This is a genomic window from Aureibacillus halotolerans (assembly GCF_004363045.1).
GTDB lineage: Bacteria > Bacillota > Bacilli > Bacillales > DSM-28697 > Aureibacillus > Aureibacillus halotolerans.
Map to the genome: position 1 here is coordinate 144460 of NZ_SNYJ01000001.1, position 19032 is coordinate 163491.

Consider the following 19032-nt stretch of genomic DNA (forward strand, 5'->3'; position numbering starts at 1 on the left):
CCCTGATTTAATTGTCTATTCATATACCTATCGAATGAAGATTACATTTGGATCACATTTCCGAAAAAAAATGTCATCTTTTTTGAATCAAATGTCATCCTGCAAATTTATGGGTTAAATTGAAAGGTTAATTACGTTAATGACTCTTTGCATAATTAGTTGATCTTTCGGGCTTATATTTTGCGGTTAAGTCAGGGTTCTAGGTGATTTTTGTAATAAGAAAGATAAGGTGTCATGACTACGCGACAGTAAGTCAGAGCGATCTGTTTATCGTCTGGTGCTTTTCCCACCAACTTAGTTTGGTACGGTCGAAAATGAATCTAAAAGCTCTTTCTTTTATTATTTGTCCTTTAAAATAAACCAAAAGCAGCTACTAGTAGAGACTCCTGCGGCAAAGATAACAATCGATGTTGCACTTGTACTATTTAGGGTGCAAGTCATGACCGCTTCGTCAAAATACTTCGCTTTCCGCGGGCACGGCTTCAGCTTCCTCGGAAAGCAAAAGCTTTCCTCCGGGATCTTCAGCTCGTGCTGTTCCCGCAGGAGTCTACGTATTTTGACTACGCTGATGTTTGTTTCTGCGTAAATTGTTTTTATTTTAGACAAGTAAAAGTATCGTTTCATGCAAAGTTATATCACCTAGGGCAATATTGGTGCAGCGGTGGACTTAAGTTTAGACAACTTTTACAGCGCTTGGGTGGATGCAAGGTAAGATCCGCTTCAAAACAACGCCTGCTGTATTCTGTAAAAAAAAGGTGACCAACATGACGAAGCGTACTTCGAGTCGATGTTGCACATGTGCCCTTCAGGGTTAAAGCGAAGGTATGGCAGCTTGTATAGCAACCACAACAATAAATTTCATGTTTATCCAGTGCTATCTAAGTGTGTCCGCCAAATGTAAAGTGCGATAGTTAAGTAAATAAAATAAGATCTACTTTACCTGAAAGTGCATGAGCTCTTAATGCTCAGATAATGCTTAAGAATAACTTGTTCGATATGCTATGTTTGAGATAACTTAATCGAGAAAGGAGATTTTACTTTGGATATCCAAATAACAGAAATTAAAGCTGATTATCCCTTTCATTTGCTTCTGCTCGCAGATCCATCAGAAGAACTAGTGCGTGAATATTGTGAGCGAGGTCGTTGTTTTATTGGTGCAAAAGAGGACGAGGAAATAGTTGCTGTCTATGTTCTGTTGCCAACAAGACCAGCCACTGTTGAACTTGTGAACATTGTTATTGCCGAGGAATATCAAGGAAAAGGGCTAGGAAAGAAGGTCGTCCTCCATGCGATAGACCAAGCAAAATGGCTTGGCTTTCATACAGTTGAGATTGGCACCGGAAGCACTGGTGTAGCCCAGCTATCCCTTTATCAAAAATGTGGCTTTCGCATCACAGGCGTTGACCGTGATTTTTTTCTTCGTCATTATTCACAGCCAATCTTTGAAAATGGGGTTCAAGTGATTGATATGGTAAGACTATCTATGGATTTACATTCAGGCTGATGAGAAACGCTCGCTTTCTTCGTTGCTTCGCCTTGTCCTGTGCTCATTGCCCTTTTGGCAACTCCGCGCCTCCCAAAGCTTTGCGCCTCGAAAGTTCCTCTCGCCCCTTAGCTTTGTCCATCTAAAAAGATCGGACGCGTTTGCGTCCGATCTTTTTTTGACGAATGACTATTTTGTAAGAGTGACGGTTTTTGCGTTGCTGTCGTAGTCCAAGTTCCATCCTAAGATGCGTGCTACATCAGCTACTGGAACTTGCGTATGATCGCCACGGATCACAATGTCTGAAGATGACTCCATCTCGGTCCCATCTACAGTCACACGATTTGAATCAGCATACATTTTGACAGTTGCTCCACCTGCTTTAACAATCGCTGCACGGTCCTCATTGTCCCAGCTTACTTGTGCTCCAACTGTTTCAGCTAGGTTGCGCAAAGGAACATACGTATGACCTTCCCAGATAAATGGTGCATTAAATAGATCCATGACTTGACCATCAACAGTGGATTGATCAGAATCAATTGTTAGAATTACTTCTGCGACCAAGTTACCAGCATCTGGGGCTTCATGACCTGGATTATGGTCTTGTGGTTCTTCTCCGTCACTGTCGTCATTATTCTGTGCAACAATGGCATTCGCCAGTCCTACTGCTGGCATATACATATGCGCATAAGCATCACGGCTTTGATCGTATGCTTCGGCATAGTCACCTGCAACATAGGACTCAAAGCTGCCAATGAGTTGATTGACGTGTTCCTGTAATCCATCAGCCACAGGGCCAGCTTTCAAACCACCCTCTGTTGCTGTTTCCAGGAATTCAGAGAAATCAGCGCGATACCCATCAAGGTTATTTAATGCTTGCTCTTTTGCTTCTTCATCTTCTTCACCTGTAGCAACGACATAATCTACGAAATAGCCAATGTGCTCGCTCCACATTTCTTTAAACTGCTCGCCTGCTTCATTGCCATAAACACTTTCAATGGCTGCTGACAAATCATCTGTATTGTTCGCCAAAGCGGCTGCAGATGCTTCAAAATCCTCTGATCCATCAGCACCATTTTGCATAACAGTGACAGCAAGTCCAGCATGTTCACTTAGAAGATGACCTAAGTGTGCTTTAAGATCAGCTTTATCTGTCACAGCTTTAGTGTTGTCAAACTTCTCTGGGAACTGTTTGACAATCTCGGTAGATAACATCTTGCCTACCATATTCATATGATGAATCGCTTCACGTTCAAGCTTATAGGATTCCTCATAATCACCTTCAACTGATGCTTCAAACGAACCGATTAGCTGATCGATATGACTTTGAAGGCCTTCAGCTACAGCGTCTGCGTCCATGCTACCCTCAGTTGCTTCTTCAAGAAAGGTTGAGAAATCTGCTCGATAGCCGTCTAATTCCTCAAGTGCCTCTTCTTTTGCTGCTTCATCGCCTGCGCCTGTTGCTTTTACATAATCAACAAAGTAGCCGATATGAGCACTCCAGATATCATTAAATGCCTCGCCGGCTTCCTCACCGTAAACTGATTCAATCGCGTTCGTGAGATCATCCGTATTTGTATCTAATGCGGCTGCAATCTCTTCAAAATCATCTGCACCTTCTCCGCCCTTCACCATTGTTTCAACGGCAAGGTATGCATGTTCGCTTAACAAATGAGATAGTGTCAATCGTAATTCTACTGCTGGAGTCGACGCTTCAGACATTTCATGCATTGCCGCATGAGCTGTTGGAGGCTCAGACAACACGTTGAATGGAGTTACGGCACCACCTGCAAGCAAAGCGGCAGTCATCGGAACAGCCATAAGTTTCTTGTTGAGTTTCATCTGTAAATCGCTCCTTTTGTGTATATTGTCTTTCACCGAGCATTCGTGGTGACTCTATGTTTGGATCACTTTTATTAAAAAACAACCGTTGGTGAATTTATACAAAGATCAAATAAAACGCTTAGACTAGGCTTTTGTGCATCAGAATTTCAACCAAAAAAAACTAGCTTTTTTATCGTTAAATCGAAAAGCGAGGTGAATGCTTCTGTGAAATATAGTAAAAATTGTAATGATATCACGGGTCATTCGTTCAGCTGTAAACGCTTCTTCGTCGTTTTTAGCCGTATCGCATAATCTACTTTTGAATGAAGCCTAGCCAATAAAAAACGACCATGGGATTTTCATGAAGAATCCAATGGTCGCTTGGTCGTTTTTAAAAGAATCTATTTAGTTTTCGCACGCGTTGGTATTCGTTTTAAGAACGATCTACTTTAAAACGTATTCTGAAGGAGGATGTCTCCTTCAGGAGTTTGGTTGCCCGGTTGTGGTTCTTTTGTAATCGCGACGGCATCCCAGTCGACCTCTCCGTCTGGCATTGGATGAAAAACAACGGCTCCGGCACCAGTCTCATCAGGTTTAAATGAACCTGCTGGTGATGGGGCACCATCGTTTAAAAGCCATACTTGGTAGACTTCTTCTCCAGCAAGCGGCTCTAAATTATTGGCAAGAACAAGTAAAGACTGATTTGAATCGGTTTGGACGAAGCTCGCTTGCCCTTCCCCACTAAACCCCTCAGAAGCTTGCAATGAAACGACATTGTTCGCTTGAAAAGTAGTGTCTGTTTGACCAGGAGAGAGCAAATACACGTTGGTTGCTAAAGAGAGGAACAATAATGCAACCAGAGTTCCCGCTACAACACCTCGCTGATACCATTTCTTCATTTTAACTGTTTCCACAGGAGGTGCCTGCTTGCTTGGTATCTCTTCATTGTTCTCGGTGTTCACTTGGCCAAGAGTAGATGAGCGTCTGAGCACATTTGCAAGAATCCTCTCCTTCATGCCTTCAGATGGCTTGATAGGAGGGGAGTGGTAGGGGAGCTCACTCATAAGAGTGACGAGACTTTCGTACTCTTCTCTGCACGCCGGATGTTCTTCCAAATGTTTTTCGAATTGTTCTTTTTCATCTGTATTCAAATGACCATTTATATAATCTAAGATGTTATCACAGAGATTGTTCACCCTCGGACCCCCCTCTCGTTGTCCAAGGCCTTTTTCAAATGGTTCAGCGCAAGCCTCAGTCTGCCTTTTACCGTACCGAGCGGCATGCTACAGACCTCTGCAATTTTTCTTTGCGTTAATCCTTGATAATAAAATAATTCAACAATCTCTTTTTGTTCGTCACTGAGCGTACCCACTGCATTCCAAAGCTGCGAACCGGTTTCACGCCACTCTACGTCACGTTCAATATTTTCTTCGCTAGGAGAGTTTTCAAAAACATAATCCTCTGTTGGCACTTGCTTCATATTTTTGCGAAGCAAATCAATCGCGGTGAACCGCGTCACTGTCAACAGCCAAGATGAAAAACTGCCTTTACTTTTGCAATATACTGCTCGCCCTTCCCAAAGCTTAATAAACACTTCTTGAAGGACTTCCTCTGAAAGCGCTTTGCTTTTTGTAATACGGAAGGCAAACGAATACAATAAGCGTTCATATTGATCGTATAGCTTTTCTAACGCTGATTCATCGCGCATTTTTAACGACTCGTACCATCTAATGGATAGCGGATTCTCTATCATATATTCATTTCATTCCCTACGAAAGCGCAACTGTTCACCACAATGCCCCCTGTTCTTATCTCTTGAATCATCCATTATTGGCGAATGATGTATGTACTCATTGTGTTCTTTATCTTATACCCTTATTCAGACTTTTTTCGTCATATTTTTTAAGATTTTTTTCTTTCTTTATATTCAATAGCACTTTCACGCAAAAAAAGACGCCTGATATAGTCTATCAGACGCCTGCCTAAACTCTGCTTTACAGCCTTATCCTGCTCTTTTTTGTTTCTGCAAACGATACATTTGTGCGTACGAACCGTTCTTTTCCATCAATTCATCATGATTGCCCTGTTCTACAATTCGACCGGCGTCAAGAACAAGAATCTGGTCTGCATCTCTTATAGTAGAAAGTCGGTGTGCAATCACAAATGTCGTTCTGCCTTTCTTTAGCACGTTAAGTCCGTGCTGGATGATGCTTTCTGTTTCTGTATCAATATTCGAAGTGGCTTCATCCAGGACAAGAATTGAAGGGTCTGCTGCCAATGCTCTGGCAAAACTGATCAACTGTCGCTGACCGCTTGATAATGTGCTCCCCTTCTCTTTTACTGGCTCATCAATGCCTAACTCCAAGTGCTGAAACACCGAATCTCCCCCAACTGCCTTTAATGCTTCCTCTATCGTTTCTCTAGACATTGATGGGTCATCCATCGCAATATTGGAGCCAATTGTCCCTGTGAACAAATAAGGGTCCTGTAGAACAATTCCCATGTGAGAACGAATGGCTTGTGGAGAATAGGAACGAATTTCTTTGCCATCTAATAAAATCTCACCTTGCTGTGCATCGTAAAAGCGAAACAGCAGGTTCATAATGGAGCTCTTTCCTGACCCTGTATGGCCAACTAAGGCAATGGTTTCACCAGGTTTCGCGTGAAATTGGATCTCCTTTAGTACCGGTTCTGATTCCTTGTAGCCAAAGGTTACTTTTTCAAACGCAACCTCCCCTTTTAACCGCGATACTTCATCGTCTTGAACATCCACGCCTGGTTCATCCATAAGCTTAAATACCCGCTCTCCAGAGACTCTCGCTTGTTCGAGGTTAGACAATTGATTCACAATGTTATTCAATGGTTCAAACAAACGTGTGACATAGTCAACGAATGCATAGAGGGCACCAAGGCTTAGCACACTTCCAAGCGAGCCGGTCATTCCTCCAGCAGCCGCCCAAATAATCATCGCGAGCACGAGATTTCGAAGCACCCATGTCAAGTTGTGCGACATTAGAGAATTTAAACGAAGCATTTTGTTTTGAGCGTCATAATACTCTTTGTTCATTTTCTCAAAGCGTTCTTTTCGAAAAGCTTCCCGGCGAAACGCTTGAATCATCGTCATTCCTTGGATGTTTTCGTTCATATCACCGTTAATTTCGCTTATTTTCGAACGAATTTGATGATTATAGCTCGACGCAAACTTGCGATATACGATAATCCACAGTGTAAGCACAGGGATTAAGAGCAAGCTATATGTGGCGAGTTGTGGGCTAAGCAAGAATAATGCAATATAAATCCCTGTCATGTAAATGCCGCTTGTGAAAAAATTTGATAGCACAGCAACATAAAGTTCACGAATTGCTTCCGTGTCATTAGTGACTCGGGACACTACTTTCCCTGCAGGGAGATTATCAAAGAAACGAACAGGTAACCGCGACAAGTGAGCGAACACATCGACTCGTAGCCTTTGAATAATTCGATTCGCTGACTTCTTCAATAGAAAGTTTTGTCCATACTGGAAGAACATCGCTATCAGAATGAGTCCGAAATAAAAGGCTAACCAGCCCATTATTTTCGGGCCTTCTGGTGCATAAAATGCGAGCACCTCACTCCCGTTTAATGGCGATGCGTCAACCCGAGTGGTGGTTTGATCACCCTCCACGACAATGGCGCCATCTTCATAGGACTGCTGTCCAACAGGTAAAACGTCTTCTGCCCAATAGAACTGTGTGCCTATCTGAACAAATTGACCCACAGGTTCTTTCGTTTCTGGTGCCTCTGCATAGTACTCACGTATGATCCATTGCCCGTTATACTGGATAGCATTTGGCTGCTCCGTTGTTTCATACCACGGCTCAACCACACCAGCAATATGGCGATCAATAATCGCTTTAGCGATAAAAGGTCCTGTTAACTCTGCTGCGACTGCAACAACGAGCAATAGCAGGCCTGTAATGATTGTTTTTCGGCTGGTCTTCGCGTATTCAAACAATCGTTTGCCTGTACTCACGAGACCACCTCCTCTTTTTCCAACTGCTGGGCGAAAGCTTGCTCTTTATACCAACCCTCGGACGCCATAAGCTCTTCATGCGTGCCACGTTCAACAATTCGACCGTTATCAAACACATAGATTTGATCTGCATGCTCAACAGCTGACATTCGATGCGTCGTAATGAGCGTTGTTTTTCCAGCTCGTTCCGTTTTTAAATTGTTCACGATGGCTGATTCAGTTTTAGCATCAACAGCCGAAAGTGAATCGTCAAGAATGAGAATGTCAGGTTGTGCCAGCAATGCTCGGGCGATCGATATTCGTTGCTTCTGACCGCCTGAAAGAGCTACCCCCTGTTCACCTACCATCGTTTCTACCCCTTCTGGTAAAAAGGCCAAATCTTTGTGTAGAGCAGATAGTCTAATGGACTCTTCAATGTCTGCTTCTGACGCAGAAGGGTTTCCAAACAGAATATTTTCCTTTACAGAAGCCGAGAAAAGAATATGATCCTGAGGCACATAACCGATACGGCTTCGTAATGCATTTTTTGTTTGGCTTTCAATGTGCACGCCACCAACATTTATTACACCAACCGTGCCAGGATAAAAACGCAATAGCTGTTTGATAAACGTTGATTTCCCACTGCCCGTTCGACCTACGATGCCTACCGTTTCTCCTTTTTGAATTTGCAAGGAGATATCCTTTAACTGATATTCATTTGTTTCTGGGTAGGAGAAAGTTACCGAATTGAAGACAATATCTGCTTCTCCATTGGAGGAAACAGGTGTTTGCGGGTCTGGCACATCCTCTTTCTCTGCCAAGGTATCATTTACCCTCGCAAGTGACGCATTGCCTCGTTGCATAATGTTAATCAATTCACCAATCGCAAACATTGGCCAAATCATCATGCCAAGATAAATATTGAACGTCACAAGCTCACCGATTGTCAACTGACCATGAAACACCAAGTAACTACCGAAGCCTATGCCGATAATGTAACTTAACCCAACAATGAGGTTGACCACTGGGTCGAAAAACGCTTCGATCTTGGCAACTTCAACATTCTTTTGATACACATCTTCGCTCATTTCTTGAAAGCGGCGCTCATCATCTCGTTCTTTACGAAACGCACGAATGACACGCATGCCTCCAACCGATTCGAGCACCCTGTCATTAATATGACCAAAGGCTGCCTGAGCAACGGTAAAGCGTTGATGTATTTTCCTCCCTAAAAAAGTTATGCAAAGAGCCATAATAGGAAGTGGCAGAATGGCAGCCAAAGTAAGCTTCCAATCGATAAGGATGGTCATTGCGAGTAAAATCGTTAACATAAACACGGTGGAGTCCACGAGCGTCAACAACCCGAAACCTGCTGTCATTGATACAGCTTTTAAATCATTCGTGCCTCGAGCCATGAGATCTCCCGTTCGATTTCGCTCATAGAAAGGCGGAGCCATGTCAAACAGATGTTTCATTAGCTTTGATCGGAGCCGTCTCTCAGCAACAAACGCGCCACCGAAAAGCTTTGACATCCAAATAAATGTGAGGAAATAACTCACAACTGCTGAACCTATAATAACCGTTATATACGTCGTAACGACATCGTAATCGAGCCCTCCGTTTTGAAGCTTATCGACCGCAAGACCAATAATCCTCGGAGGCACAATATCGATCACGCCAACAACAATTAATAATGTTAGGGCAATGATATACCGCTTCTTCTCTTCTTTAAAAAACCAAGACATTCGTTTTAATACTTGAAACACAATTTGCACGTCCTCTCTTTATCTACTTCAATGCAACATCGCTAACCACCATCTAGATCTCCTGTCAAAATGTGAAGTTTGTCATTTGCAATGGGCACATTCATTCTCCTCCTACTTCTATTTTTTTACATCAAAAAACACACAAAAAAGGCATGTTGCAAGAGCAACATACCTTCATCTACAGAATTCAATTTAAAAAAGACGAATGGGCACACATAGACAGAACTAGTGTACTAAAGGTCTTCCTAAATCCAAATTCTTCGGAGGTTGTCATAGCTCTTCGCTTCGAATTGATGCAATACAGCAGGGATAAATCGTTGAATGTTGTAGAATAGCATTTGAGCAACCTCCTTTCTCCGTGTTTTTTGATCTTTCTCATCTTACCTTTAAACTTGTGAACATTCAAGCACAATTTGTAATTTCACAAATAGGAAATTCATCCTAAATTCGTCCCTTAGGCAAAGCTAACGATCACAATGAAAAGTGGTTTAAACCAAGGGGATTACTCTTTATTTTTTTACGATCGCTCGTTCTGACTTAGTTAGATTGACGAATTGAACATCTTTGACTCCAAGGGCTTTTTTAGCAAATTCGGCAGGTACATACAGATGATTGTCAATCATTACAGGATCACTGAATTGCAGAGATGAGAAGTGATTGATTGTGTACCTTTTGGTTCGTGCCTGTATGAGGATGTCATCCTCACCTTTCTCTAATGTTACTATCCCTAGGTCCTGATCCCATGTGATAGAATATCCAAACGCAGCAGCTAAATCGCGTGCGGACAGGACTACGTCATCCGACGTTGCTGCGGCTAATACTTCAACGGATGTGCCAGTATTTGATGGAGGAGTGGTTTGTGAAGCAATCGCATCAACCAATGGGACATCTTTTCTAGGGAGCTGAATGGAATTCGCCCCAAACACTCCTGGCGCCACATCATACTTAGAAAAATAGACTGTTAAATAATCATCTGACAATGAAAAAGCCTGATTGTCCTGAATGCCCTCATACTTTTCAACAACTTCGGGAAAATAATTCTCAGGATTCTCTTTGAATGCTTTCTGAAGCAGTTGGTTTATCTTCTCACGATCTGATGTGATCTGTGGCAGTGTGAACATTTGTCCTTTGTCCGCATCTAAGAAGTTATAGGATTTAACCGTTTGGATCCCGTTTGCTCCTCCTGTGTATTCATAATTTGAAAACACGACGGAATGAAAATCACCTGTTTGTTGAAGTGTTGCATCAATATAAAGCGCATAAGGCGCCCCTTGAGGTGAAGGATGCTCTTTACTTCCTTTAATGATTTCTTGTTTCCTCGAATCCACCCATGATGCAATTTCTTCATTTAATTTCTTTTCAAATGCAGCATCCTTTAAACCATTGAATTGAGGGTATCGTAGATTAATATCGTATGTTGACGTCTTTTCTTTGAATGTTTCGTAAGACACTCGAACATTTTCGCTTGCTTGGGCAGTCTGAAGCTCCGATGGATTGTATGGGGCTGTAAATGAAATACCGCTAATTGCCAAAGTTCCCGCTGTCGCTACTGAAATGAACCACTGTCTTTTTTTCATTCTGTTTGCGCCTCCTTGATGGTTTAGAATTTATTTTTCCCTTTTGCCCGAAATTAAATTCTGATTTTAGAAAAGAACATGTCGGTGTGAAATGCCCCTTTTATATGAAGACGACACATTTCGATACAAAGTTACAAATCCCCGACGATTGCCTTGACAAATCCCCTTAAATTGTTTGTAATGAGATTATGTTTATTGAAGGAAAGGAGTGACCCTAATGCCGTTTGTTATTACTTCCGCCTGCGTAAATGAAAAAGCTGCGGATTGTGTAGAGGTATGTCCAGTTGATTGCATTCATGAAGGCGATGATCAGTACTTCATTGATCCAGATATTTGCATTGACTGTGGTGCATGTGAACCTGTATGCCCTGTTGAAGCCATTTATCCAGACGATGAAGTCCCTGAAGAGGAAGAGCCGTTTATCCTCAAAAACGTCAATTTCTTTAAATAACAAAACCGCCCTAGAGGCGGTTTTTCACCGTTATAAAACATACTAAATTCATATGTTTTATAAATATACTTATTTTTTATTCCATAACACCTATTTACCTATTCGTAGCTTCATACGCCTTTCTTTAATTATTCCTATAAGTTATATTGACTTTAAGATAATTTCATCATAGGATGAATAGTATGATTTATTATTAATAACGAAAAAGTCAATGGTTGATGGTTCACTCTTGAGAGGAGCTGTGATTCAATCTTATGATCACTTACGAAAATTGGCACCAACCACCCTTTCCTGATATTCCAGCGCCTGGTGGTAAAGAAGGTAGTCTCGCCGTATTACGTTGGGCATATGAGACATACGGAGATGACCTCGTCTATGCATGCAGCTTCGGCGCAGAAAGCATGGTCATGCTCGATTTAATCACTACGGTTTATCCAGATGCACATGTTGTTTTTTTAGACACAGGTCTTCACTTTAAGGAAACATACGAAACGATTGATGCGGTGAAAGAACGCTTTCCCTCATTAAATATCAAACTAAAAACACCTGAGCTATCCGTAGCGGAGCAAGCAGAAAAATATGGAGATGAGCTTTGGAAGCACCAACCAAATCGATGTTGCTATTACAGAAAGGTGAAACCTTTAGAGGACACATTGTCAGGCGCAACGGCTTGGATATCAGGCTTACGACGTGAGCAGTCACCTAGTCGAGCAAATACAGAAGTCATCAGCAAAGATGAACGGTTCCAATCGGTCAAAGTTTGTCCACTTGTAAACTGGACTTGGGACGATATCTGGGCACATATCAAAGAAGAGCAGTTGCCTTACAATCGTTTGCATGACGAAGGGTACCCTAGCATCGGTTGTGCACCATGTACAACGCCATCAGATGATCCCCACTCGCGAAAGGGCCGTTGGGCTGCTTTTGATACAAAATCAGAGTGTGGACTACATGTAAATCTTGACAACACCAATGCTTGAAATAGTCAAAAATCATTGAATGTTATCACTTAGGAGGAATACCGATGAGTTCTATTACCCCACACGGCGGAACACTCATTTACCAAATTGACGAAACCCTTGAAACAAGCCATATCACCAAGGAAATTGTGACAGATGCGACGACAAGAAGTGATACCGAACTCATTGCGAACGGCGCTTTTTCACCTTTGACAGGCTTTATTGGTTCAAAAGATTATGCCAGTGTCGTCTCGGATATGCGTTTAGATAACGGCATCCCTTGGAGCATTCCAGTCACTCTTCCTGTGTCTGAAGAGGTTGCCGCAACGCTACACATTGGTCAACAAGCACGTCTCGTTCATGACGGAGAAACCTATGCGGTCATCGACATTGAGGAAACCTATATCCCAGATCTCGAAAACGAGGCAGCTCACGTTTATCGAACAACTGACCTTGAACACCCAGGGGTTAAAAAATTGTTTGATCGTGGCAATGTTTACGTTGCAGGGCGTATCATTTTGACAAAAAAACAGCGTGATCCCCTCTTTGAGGATGTTACGCTTGAACCTATTCAAACGAGATCGTATTTCCAACGAAAAGGGTGGAAAAAGATCGTTGGCTTCCAAACGAGAAATCCGATTCATCGTGCACATGAGTACATTCAGAAAACAGCCCTTGAAACAGTTGATGGTCTGCTCGTTCACCCTCTAGTCGGAGCAACCAAATCGGATGATGTGCCTGCAGACATTCGCTTTAAAAGCTACAAAGTATTGCTTTCTGAGTATTATCCGAAAGATCGAACTGCCCTGTCTGTGTACCCAGCAGCAATGCGTTATGCTGGCCCGCGTGAAGCCATTTTTCATGCGATTGCGAGAAAGAATTATGGCTGCACACATTTTATCGTAGGCCGGGACCACGCAGGTGTCGGAAACTATTATGGAACATACGATTCTCAGAAAATTTTCTCAGAGTTCACTCCTGAAGAGCTTGGGATTCAACCGCTTTTCTTTGAACACAGCTTTTATTGCAAGCGTTGTGAAGGGATGGCATCACATAAAACATGCCCTCACCAAGATGAGGATCGCGTCATTCTCTCCGGAACAAAGGTGCGCGAGTTATTACGCGCAGGAGAACTTCCACCACCAACGTTCAGCCGCCCTGAAGTGGCTAAGATTCTTGTTGAAGGGATGGCACCCACCGTATGAGTAATGTAACTTGGCACGATACATTTTTACAAAAAGAGGATTATCGCCGCAGTCACGGTCACTATAGCGCTGTCCTTTGGTTTACTGGTCTCTCGGGCTCAGGTAAATCGTCCATCGCTAACGCGGTTTCAAAGCTTCTCCACGAGAAAGGGATTCACGCCTCCTTACTTGATGGAGACAATCTCCGCCACGGTTTAAATAATGATCTTGGCTTCAGTGCGGAGGATCGTACAGAGAACATTCGTCGTACCGGGGAAGTGGCAAAGCTTTTTGTTGATCATGGTCTTTTTTGTATCACTGCGTTCATCTCACCGTACCAAGAAGATCGTCAACGTGTTCGAGCACTCCTTCCACAAAATGAATTTATTGAAGTGTTTGTTGACGCACCTTTAGATGTATGTGAGCAACGTGATCCTAAAGGCTTGTATAAAAAGGCTCGAGCAGGTCAAATCCCTTCCTTTACGGGCATATCTGCTCCTTATGAGGCGCCAGAGAAAGCGGAAATAGTCATAAATACTGCCTTGAAAAGTATTGAGGACAGCGCGAAACAAATCATTGCTTATTTAGAAGACAAAGGCTATATTCATTCTGAGAAGAAAGCCGAGCGGTCTTGGGAAATTCAAACCTAAATTGATGGTGCTCGGTCATTACATCATCGAGACTTCAAGAAGGGAAGCGAGCGGAACATGACAGAGGGGTTTGTTTTCATCGTAGGCGCTGGTCCAGGAGATCCTGACTTAATTACAGTGAAGGGATTAAAAGCGATTCAATCTGCTGATGTTCTCCTCTATGATCGATTAGCCGCCAAAGAACTCATTCAACACACACGAAAGCAATGTGAGAAGATATATGTAGGCAAACAACCTGGGGGCCATCGCACAACGCAAGAAGAGATTCATGAGTTACTTTTATCAAAGGCTCGCCAAGGAAAGATCGTAACGAGACTAAAGGGTGGCGATCCAATGATTTTTGGTAGGGGAGCGGAAGAGGCACATGCTCTCTCGTCGGCTGGGGTTCGTTATGAAATTATCCCTGGCATTTCTTCTGGGTCAGCGGTACCCACTGCTGTTGGTATTCCTCTCACCTTCCGAGGCATTTCTCAAAGTGTCACCTTTGTCACCGGTCACGCCCAGGATGAACGCCTTGAACCAAATTGGAGAGCTCTCGCTCAAGCGACGGATACATTAGTGATTTATATGGGCGTTGCAAAAAGCGAATCAATTACAACACAGTTGTCTGAAGGCGGGTTGTCTACGCTTACGCCCGCTGCGATCATTCAGTGGGGAACGACAGAAAAACAAAAAACAGTAATAACCACTTTGGGAGACTTGCCAGAGGCGATTCAAACGGATGAGATTCAGGCACCTGCCATTATCATTATTGGGCAAGTGGTCTCTTGTGCTGTCACCAGAGATAGTATTGCTGAGAAAGCCTTTGATCATCAAGCGTCTCTCTAAATCGTGCTAGACGTCTTGTCTTTAAAACGGAGCTGCCCACTGTCAATTCTATTGACTAATGAGCAGCTCCGTTTTATGTTCATGGTTTAGGATAAATTTTGACTCCAATCAAGGATGCGTTCGCCTTCTAAATACTTTTCACAATCCATTGCCGCCATGCAACCCGTCCCAGCAGCAGTAATCGCTTGACGATACGTCTTATCCTGTACATCTCCACACGCAAACAACCCTGGGATCTTTGTGTGTGTACTGCCAGGTTGGACGTTGATATACCCTGTCTCATCCACTATATTTAGGTCCTTTAAAAATGATGTGTTGGGACGGTGTCCGATAGCCACAAATACACCATCTGCGTCCAAGTTTTCATTTTCGCCAGAATCATTATTCACCACTTCAAGCCCTATCGTTTTTTGACCATCCGTCAAAATCCCAATTGGAGTTCGATTCATCGCCCACGTAATTTTTTTATTATTTCTCGCTCGTTCCTGCATGATTTTGGATGCCCTTAACTCATCACGCCGGTGAACAACGAGGACTTCTGATGCGAATTTTGTTAGAAAATTGGCCTCCTCCATCGCCGAATCTCCGCCACCTACGATAATGACCCTTTTATTCCGGAAGAAAAACCCATCACACGTGGCGCATGTGCTCACACCATTTCCTATCATTTCCGTTTCTCCTGGAATACCTAACAATTTAGCAGAAGCACCCGTTGAAACAATAACCGCCTCAGCTTCAATATCGCCCATCGAATCAATCACGATTGTAAAGGAAGAGCTCTTGCTTTTTAATTTCGTGACAAGCCCTCTTTCGAACCTTGCTCCAAAGCGTACCGCTTGTTTTTTCATTGTCTCCATTAATTCCGGACCAAGAATGCCTTGCTCAAAGCCTGGATAATTCTCTACTTCGGTCGTCAGTGTAAGTTGGCCTCCAGGTTCAGGTCCTTCAATCACAACAGGTTCCATATTAGCCCTTGCCAAATAAATGGCCGCTGTCAGACCAGCCGGACCTGTCCCCAATATGACCGCTTTATACAATGTCATTCCTCCTTAATCCAGTGCAAAAGGGAATTGTCCTTTAACTGAAATCACTTCTCTACTCATGATTCCCAGTATGTCCCTCTTGCATCCTAATCATTTAATTAAGGTTGTTTTTGGACGAATGTTGGACGCATCACATGTCTGCGTTGATCACTCCGATAGTCACTAGGTGAAATACCAACATGTTCACGGAACAATTTTGCGAAATAGCCTGGCGAAGAAAAACCTGTCTGCAAGGCAATTTTTTTCATACTATCATCTGATCCTAAAATCTTTTCTTTCGCCTTTTCAATGCGAATTTCATTTAGCACTTGCCTAAAGTTACTATTTAATTTTTTTGCGATCAGTTGACTTACATAGGAAGGATTACGCTGGATAGAATAGGCGACGTCTTGTAGCTTTAAATCCTGGTTCATATAGTGCGACTCCAAATACAATATCGCTTGCTCCAGAGTGTCGCCAACTTTACTTCGAAGGACAAGCATCCACGCTTGAATACATTCAATCATCTCTTCCAGCGTATGAGCGTTCCAAATTGCTTGCAGCATTGCTTCATACTTGGCCTTCGCCTCTGTTTCAGCATCTTCTAAGCCCTCTTGAAACCTTGCAAATGCGACAAGTTGACTTATACGTATCCTAACAACGAATGGAGAATCGTAGGAAGACCCCCAAGGTTTATATCGTCGTCTAATAAATTTTGATATTTTCTCAGCATTTCCTTGAAGGATTAATTTTTTCCATTCACTCATTTCTTCGTTAGAGACGGTAGCTGGTTTAGTTTGACTGACCTCATCTTGTCGGACATGCACTTCATTAAAGCCATGGAAAAATGAACGATGAAGACCTTCCTTGCATTCCTGGTACATTTGAACGACGGATTTGCCTAGATCATTGGTTGCTGCAATGATTACTAACTGGTCCGTTTGCTCATACCACCCCCGCATGACGGCAGACATTTCTTGTATGCATTCGTGTAAGGAAGCATCATAAAAACCAATCATCACATCTGTGAAATTTGGTGTAATAAAATTCTTATGTGTGAACGTATAACGATGAAGGTAAGCTAAGAAACCCTCAATTTCGGAAGGATTTGGTGTCGCGCAAACAGCCATTGATCTCGGGCGTTTCGCAGGCTGGTTAGCCAGATAGTCCCTCCCCTTTATAACAAGAGGTTGTGCAATTTCTACAGTGGTCATTATTTCTAAAGTAGACAACAAGTCCGCTGTATCAATTGGCTTTAGAAGCACATCTCTGGCATGAAAGAGGAAGGCTTTTCGAATAAATCTAATGTCTAGCTTGGACACCATTGCGATCCATGGAATTGACAACGTTGTGATAAGCGCTTCAAAATTCTTTTCATCTTCGTTACTCATATCATCAATCGTGGCGATAAGAATTGTTGGCATAAAAGCCTTTATTTTTGAAACTTCAACTGTTCTCGAAGCTTCTACCGTCGATACATTTAAATGACTTCCCTGAATTAACCATTTCATTCCGACTTGGATATGCTCATCAGGTTCAATAATCCATATTTTCATGTGATTTTCCTAGTCCTTTTATTTTCTTCTGAAGAACATTTCTAACAACTAATAACGTGTTAATCATTTCATCAATATTCATTTAGGGACTATTGACCTACAACGCATCTAAAACAATGGCGAATAATCATAATTGTATCCCTGCCCTTGATGCTATTCAATACTCTTTATTTTATCCTTAAATGCCCCTTACGTGTACTATTAATGATAAATTCATACGGTTTCTTATTTTTTTTATTCACAATTGATCATTCTGGGCAATTTGCACTGGTCGATCTGATAAGAAACGCTCGTTTTCTTCGTTGTTTTTGCTTGCTCGGTGTTCAATACCCTTTTCTTTCCACCCACCTCGCAGAGCTTTGCGCTCAATCAGATGGACATTATAAACCTGCGGTCATAAGGTATGCCAAGATTCGCACAACAATCACAAGTCGACGCATTGTTGCGACTAAATTATAATAGAATACGAACACTAGACAAATGACTTGGAAAGCCCGCTTCAAATTATAGGTAGGCTAGAAAGGAGATCGTCATTGAGTAAAGCAACAGACATTGCGCTTTCTTTTTTTCGTGTTGGCATTCTAGGCTATGGAGGGGGACCGTCTTCTATCCCGCTTGTGTATAAAGAAGTTGTAGAAAAATACGAATGGATGGACGCCGATGAGTTTGCTGATGTTTTAGCTCTTGCTAATGCACTTCCTGGACCTATCCTCACGAAACTTGCCGGATATATCGGCTATCGTGTGGCTGGTAGTTTAGGACTCGTGTTTGCTTTGCTGTCCTCTGTCATGCCAACTGTTTTATTGGTCATTATTTTATTTCTTGCGCTGCAAACATTTCAGCAGCAACAATTTATTGCTGGGATGACGAAAGCGATTTCGCCTGTTATTGCTGTCATGATCGGTACTTTGGCTTGGCAGTTTGCTAAAAGAGGAGCGAAAGGCTTGGGGCACTTGATAAATACAATCGCTCTTGCCCTCAGTGCAATCGCTATCCTTTTATTTCATTTGCATCCGGCCATCCTAATTCTCTTATGCCTTATCCTTGCACTACTCCCAAGGAAAGAACGTTCTAGAAATGAGGCTTCCTCATGATCATATGGCAACTATTTTTAGCTTTTTTTATTCCGGCAATTATAGGCTATGGTGGTGGTCCAGCTTCTATTCCACTTGTTCAACATGAGGTTGTCCAGAATTATGGCTGGCTTACAAATGATCAATTTGCTGAAATGCTGGCCGTATCAAATGCGCTTCCAGGACCTATAGCGACAAAAATGGCTGGATATGTGGGTTTCTCCGTAGCTGGATGGGTCGGGGCGTTGGTAACTTTGCTAGCAACCATTCTGCCTTCACTTTTTTTAATGTTGCTTTTTATGGGCGTTTTAATGAAATTTAAGGACGCACCTCAGGTTCAGAGACTAACAAGCTATGTTCGACCAGTCATTTGCTTGCTGTTAGTTGTAATGACGTATCAATTTATATCTGAAGGGGTGACTGATACTGGTTGGGTACATACAGTGGTTCTCATCGCCGGAAGTTACATCTTGCTTGAAAAAGTGAAGCTTCACCCTGCATATGTTATTCTTGTTGCTATGGTGTATGGTGGTTTTCTTCTCTCCTAGTCAGGCGTATGACAACCGCTCGCTTTCTTCGTTGCTTTGCCTCGTCCGGTGCTCATTGCCTTAGGGCAACTCCGCTCCTGCCAAGCCTTCGCGCCTCGGAAGACAAACGGTTTCATTTCG

At 42.7% G+C, this 19032-nt stretch carries 16 protein-coding genes; 8 read left to right on the plus strand and 8 right to left on the minus strand.

The genetic code is table 11. The features are described 5' to 3' along the window. Positions 1-1045 precede the first annotated feature (1045 nt). Positions 1046-1504, plus strand: a complete 459-nt coding sequence (locus EV213_RS00715) for a GNAT family N-acetyltransferase (protein WP_133578858.1) — start codon at positions 1046-1048, stop codon at positions 1502-1504. Between the two features lie 168 nt (positions 1505-1672). On the opposite strand, the gene EV213_RS00720 is transcribed toward EV213_RS00715, so the two are convergent. The 6 genes from EV213_RS00720 to EV213_RS00745 all read right to left on the minus strand — a co-directional run bounded on the left by EV213_RS00720 (position 1673) and on the right by EV213_RS00745 (position 10641). Then, positions 1673-3325: a copper amine oxidase N-terminal domain-containing protein gene (locus EV213_RS00720; RefSeq protein WP_133578556.1), complete on the minus strand. Its 1653-nt coding sequence runs from the start codon at positions 3323-3325 to the stop codon at positions 1673-1675. 431 nt (positions 3326-3756) lie between these two features. Further along, positions 3757-4503 carry an anti-sigma factor gene (locus tag EV213_RS00725; RefSeq protein ID WP_133578557.1) on the minus strand — a complete coding sequence of 249 codons (747 nt, stop codon included), beginning with the start codon at positions 4501-4503 and terminating at the stop codon, positions 3757-3759. Continuing rightward, positions 4500-5015, minus strand: a complete 516-nt coding sequence (locus EV213_RS00730) for an RNA polymerase sigma factor (RefSeq protein WP_243739937.1) — start codon at positions 5013-5015, stop codon at positions 4500-4502. Before EV213_RS00730 ends, EV213_RS00725 begins: the two co-directional genes overlap by 4 nt. A 294-nt stretch (positions 5016-5309) precedes the next feature. Further along, entirely contained in the window at positions 5310-7319 is a 2010-nt protein-coding gene (locus EV213_RS00735) for an ABC transporter ATP-binding protein (protein WP_133578559.1), read from the minus strand. Further along, the gene (locus EV213_RS00740; protein WP_133578560.1) at positions 7316-9064 is read right to left on the minus strand and encodes an ABC transporter ATP-binding protein; all 1749 of its coding nucleotides are present in this window, start codon (positions 9062-9064) and stop codon (positions 7316-7318) included. Before EV213_RS00740 ends, EV213_RS00735 begins: the two co-directional genes overlap by 4 nt. 509 nt (positions 9065-9573) lie before the next feature. Beyond that, complete coding sequence (locus EV213_RS00745; RefSeq protein WP_133578561.1) at positions 9574-10641, minus strand: PdaC/SigV domain-containing protein; 1068 nt, start codon at positions 10639-10641, stop codon at positions 9574-9576. 217 nt (positions 10642-10858) lie between these two features. Here EV213_RS00745 and EV213_RS00750 point away from each other — a divergent pair, with 217 nt between their 5' ends. The 5 genes from EV213_RS00750 (at position 10859) to cobA (ending at position 14713) form a co-directional block, all read left to right on the plus strand. Next, positions 10859-11092, plus strand: a complete 234-nt coding sequence (locus tag EV213_RS00750; protein WP_133578562.1) for an indolepyruvate ferredoxin oxidoreductase subunit alpha — start codon at positions 10859-10861, stop codon at positions 11090-11092. A gap of 254 nt (positions 11093-11346) precedes the next feature. Beyond that, positions 11347-12072 carry a phosphoadenylyl-sulfate reductase gene (locus tag EV213_RS00755; RefSeq protein WP_133578563.1) on the plus strand — a complete coding sequence of 242 codons (726 nt, stop codon included), beginning with the start codon at positions 11347-11349 and terminating at the stop codon, positions 12070-12072. Positions 12073-12116: 44 nt separating this feature from the next. Further along, positions 12117-13256 (plus strand): sulfate adenylyltransferase, encoded by a 1140-nt coding sequence (sat, locus tag EV213_RS00760; protein WP_133578564.1) that lies wholly within the window; start codon positions 12117-12119, stop codon positions 13254-13256. Beyond that, the gene (gene cysC, locus EV213_RS00765) at positions 13253-13885 is read left to right on the plus strand and encodes an adenylyl-sulfate kinase (protein ID WP_133578565.1); all 633 of its coding nucleotides are present in this window, start codon (positions 13253-13255) and stop codon (positions 13883-13885) included. The genes sat and cysC overlap by 4 nt, the downstream gene beginning before the upstream one ends. Before the next feature lie 57 nt (positions 13886-13942). Further along, complete coding sequence (gene cobA / locus EV213_RS00770; RefSeq protein WP_133578566.1) at positions 13943-14713, plus strand: uroporphyrinogen-III C-methyltransferase; 771 nt, start codon at positions 13943-13945, stop codon at positions 14711-14713. A gap of 86 nt (positions 14714-14799) precedes the next feature. Here cobA and trxB read toward each other — a convergent pair whose 3' ends face one another. Both trxB and EV213_RS00780 read right to left on the minus strand, forming a co-directional pair. Beyond that, positions 14800-15750 carry a thioredoxin-disulfide reductase gene (gene trxB, locus EV213_RS00775; protein WP_133578859.1) on the minus strand — a complete coding sequence of 317 codons (951 nt, stop codon included), beginning with the start codon at positions 15748-15750 and terminating at the stop codon, positions 14800-14802. Positions 15751-15854: 104 nt separating this feature from the next. Further along, positions 15855-17291 carry a helix-turn-helix transcriptional regulator gene (locus EV213_RS00780; RefSeq protein WP_133578567.1) on the minus strand — a complete coding sequence of 479 codons (1437 nt, stop codon included), beginning with the start codon at positions 17289-17291 and terminating at the stop codon, positions 15855-15857. A gap of 533 nt (positions 17292-17824) precedes the next feature. Here EV213_RS00780 and EV213_RS00785 point away from each other — a divergent pair. Together EV213_RS00785 and EV213_RS00790 are read left to right on the plus strand one after the other, a co-directional pair. After that, a complete protein-coding gene (locus tag EV213_RS00785; protein WP_133578568.1) occupies positions 17825-18385 on the plus strand; it encodes a chromate transporter in 561 nt (186 codons plus the stop codon). Beyond that, on the plus strand, positions 18382-18912 hold the full coding sequence (locus EV213_RS00790; protein ID WP_133578569.1) for a chromate transporter: 531 nt from the start codon (positions 18382-18384) through the stop codon (positions 18910-18912). Before EV213_RS00785 ends, EV213_RS00790 begins: the two co-directional genes overlap by 4 nt. Positions 18913-19032 lie beyond the last annotated feature (120 nt).

Bases quoted from the DNA above. Each gene is read 5' to 3' on its own strand.
- EV213_RS00720 (WP_133578556.1), bottom strand. From the start codon at position 3,325: ATGAAACTCAACAAGAAACTTATGGCTGTTCCGATGACTGCCGCTTTG.
- EV213_RS00730 (WP_243739937.1), bottom strand. From the start codon at position 5,015: ATGCGCGATGAATCAGCGTTAGAAAAGCTATACGATCAATATGAACGC.
- EV213_RS00745 (WP_133578561.1), bottom strand. From the start codon at position 10,641: ATGAAAAAAAGACAGTGGTTCATTTCAGTAGCGACAGCGGGAACTTTG.
- EV213_RS00750 (WP_133578562.1), top strand. From the start codon at position 10,859: ATGCCGTTTGTTATTACTTCCGCCTGCGTAAATGAAAAAGCTGCGGAT.
- EV213_RS00755 (WP_133578563.1), top strand. From the start codon at position 11,347: ATGATCACTTACGAAAATTGGCACCAACCACCCTTTCCTGATATTCCA.
- sat (WP_133578564.1), top strand. From the start codon at position 12,117: ATGAGTTCTATTACCCCACACGGCGGAACACTCATTTACCAAATTGAC.
- cysC (WP_133578565.1), top strand. From the start codon at position 13,253: ATGAGTAATGTAACTTGGCACGATACATTTTTACAAAAAGAGGATTAT.
- cobA (WP_133578566.1), top strand. From the start codon at position 13,943: ATGACAGAGGGGTTTGTTTTCATCGTAGGCGCTGGTCCAGGAGATCCT.
- EV213_RS00780 (WP_133578567.1), bottom strand. From the start codon at position 17,291: ATGAAAATATGGATTATTGAACCTGATGAGCATATCCAAGTCGGAATG.
- EV213_RS00790 (WP_133578569.1), top strand. From the start codon at position 18,382: ATGATCATATGGCAACTATTTTTAGCTTTTTTTATTCCGGCAATTATA.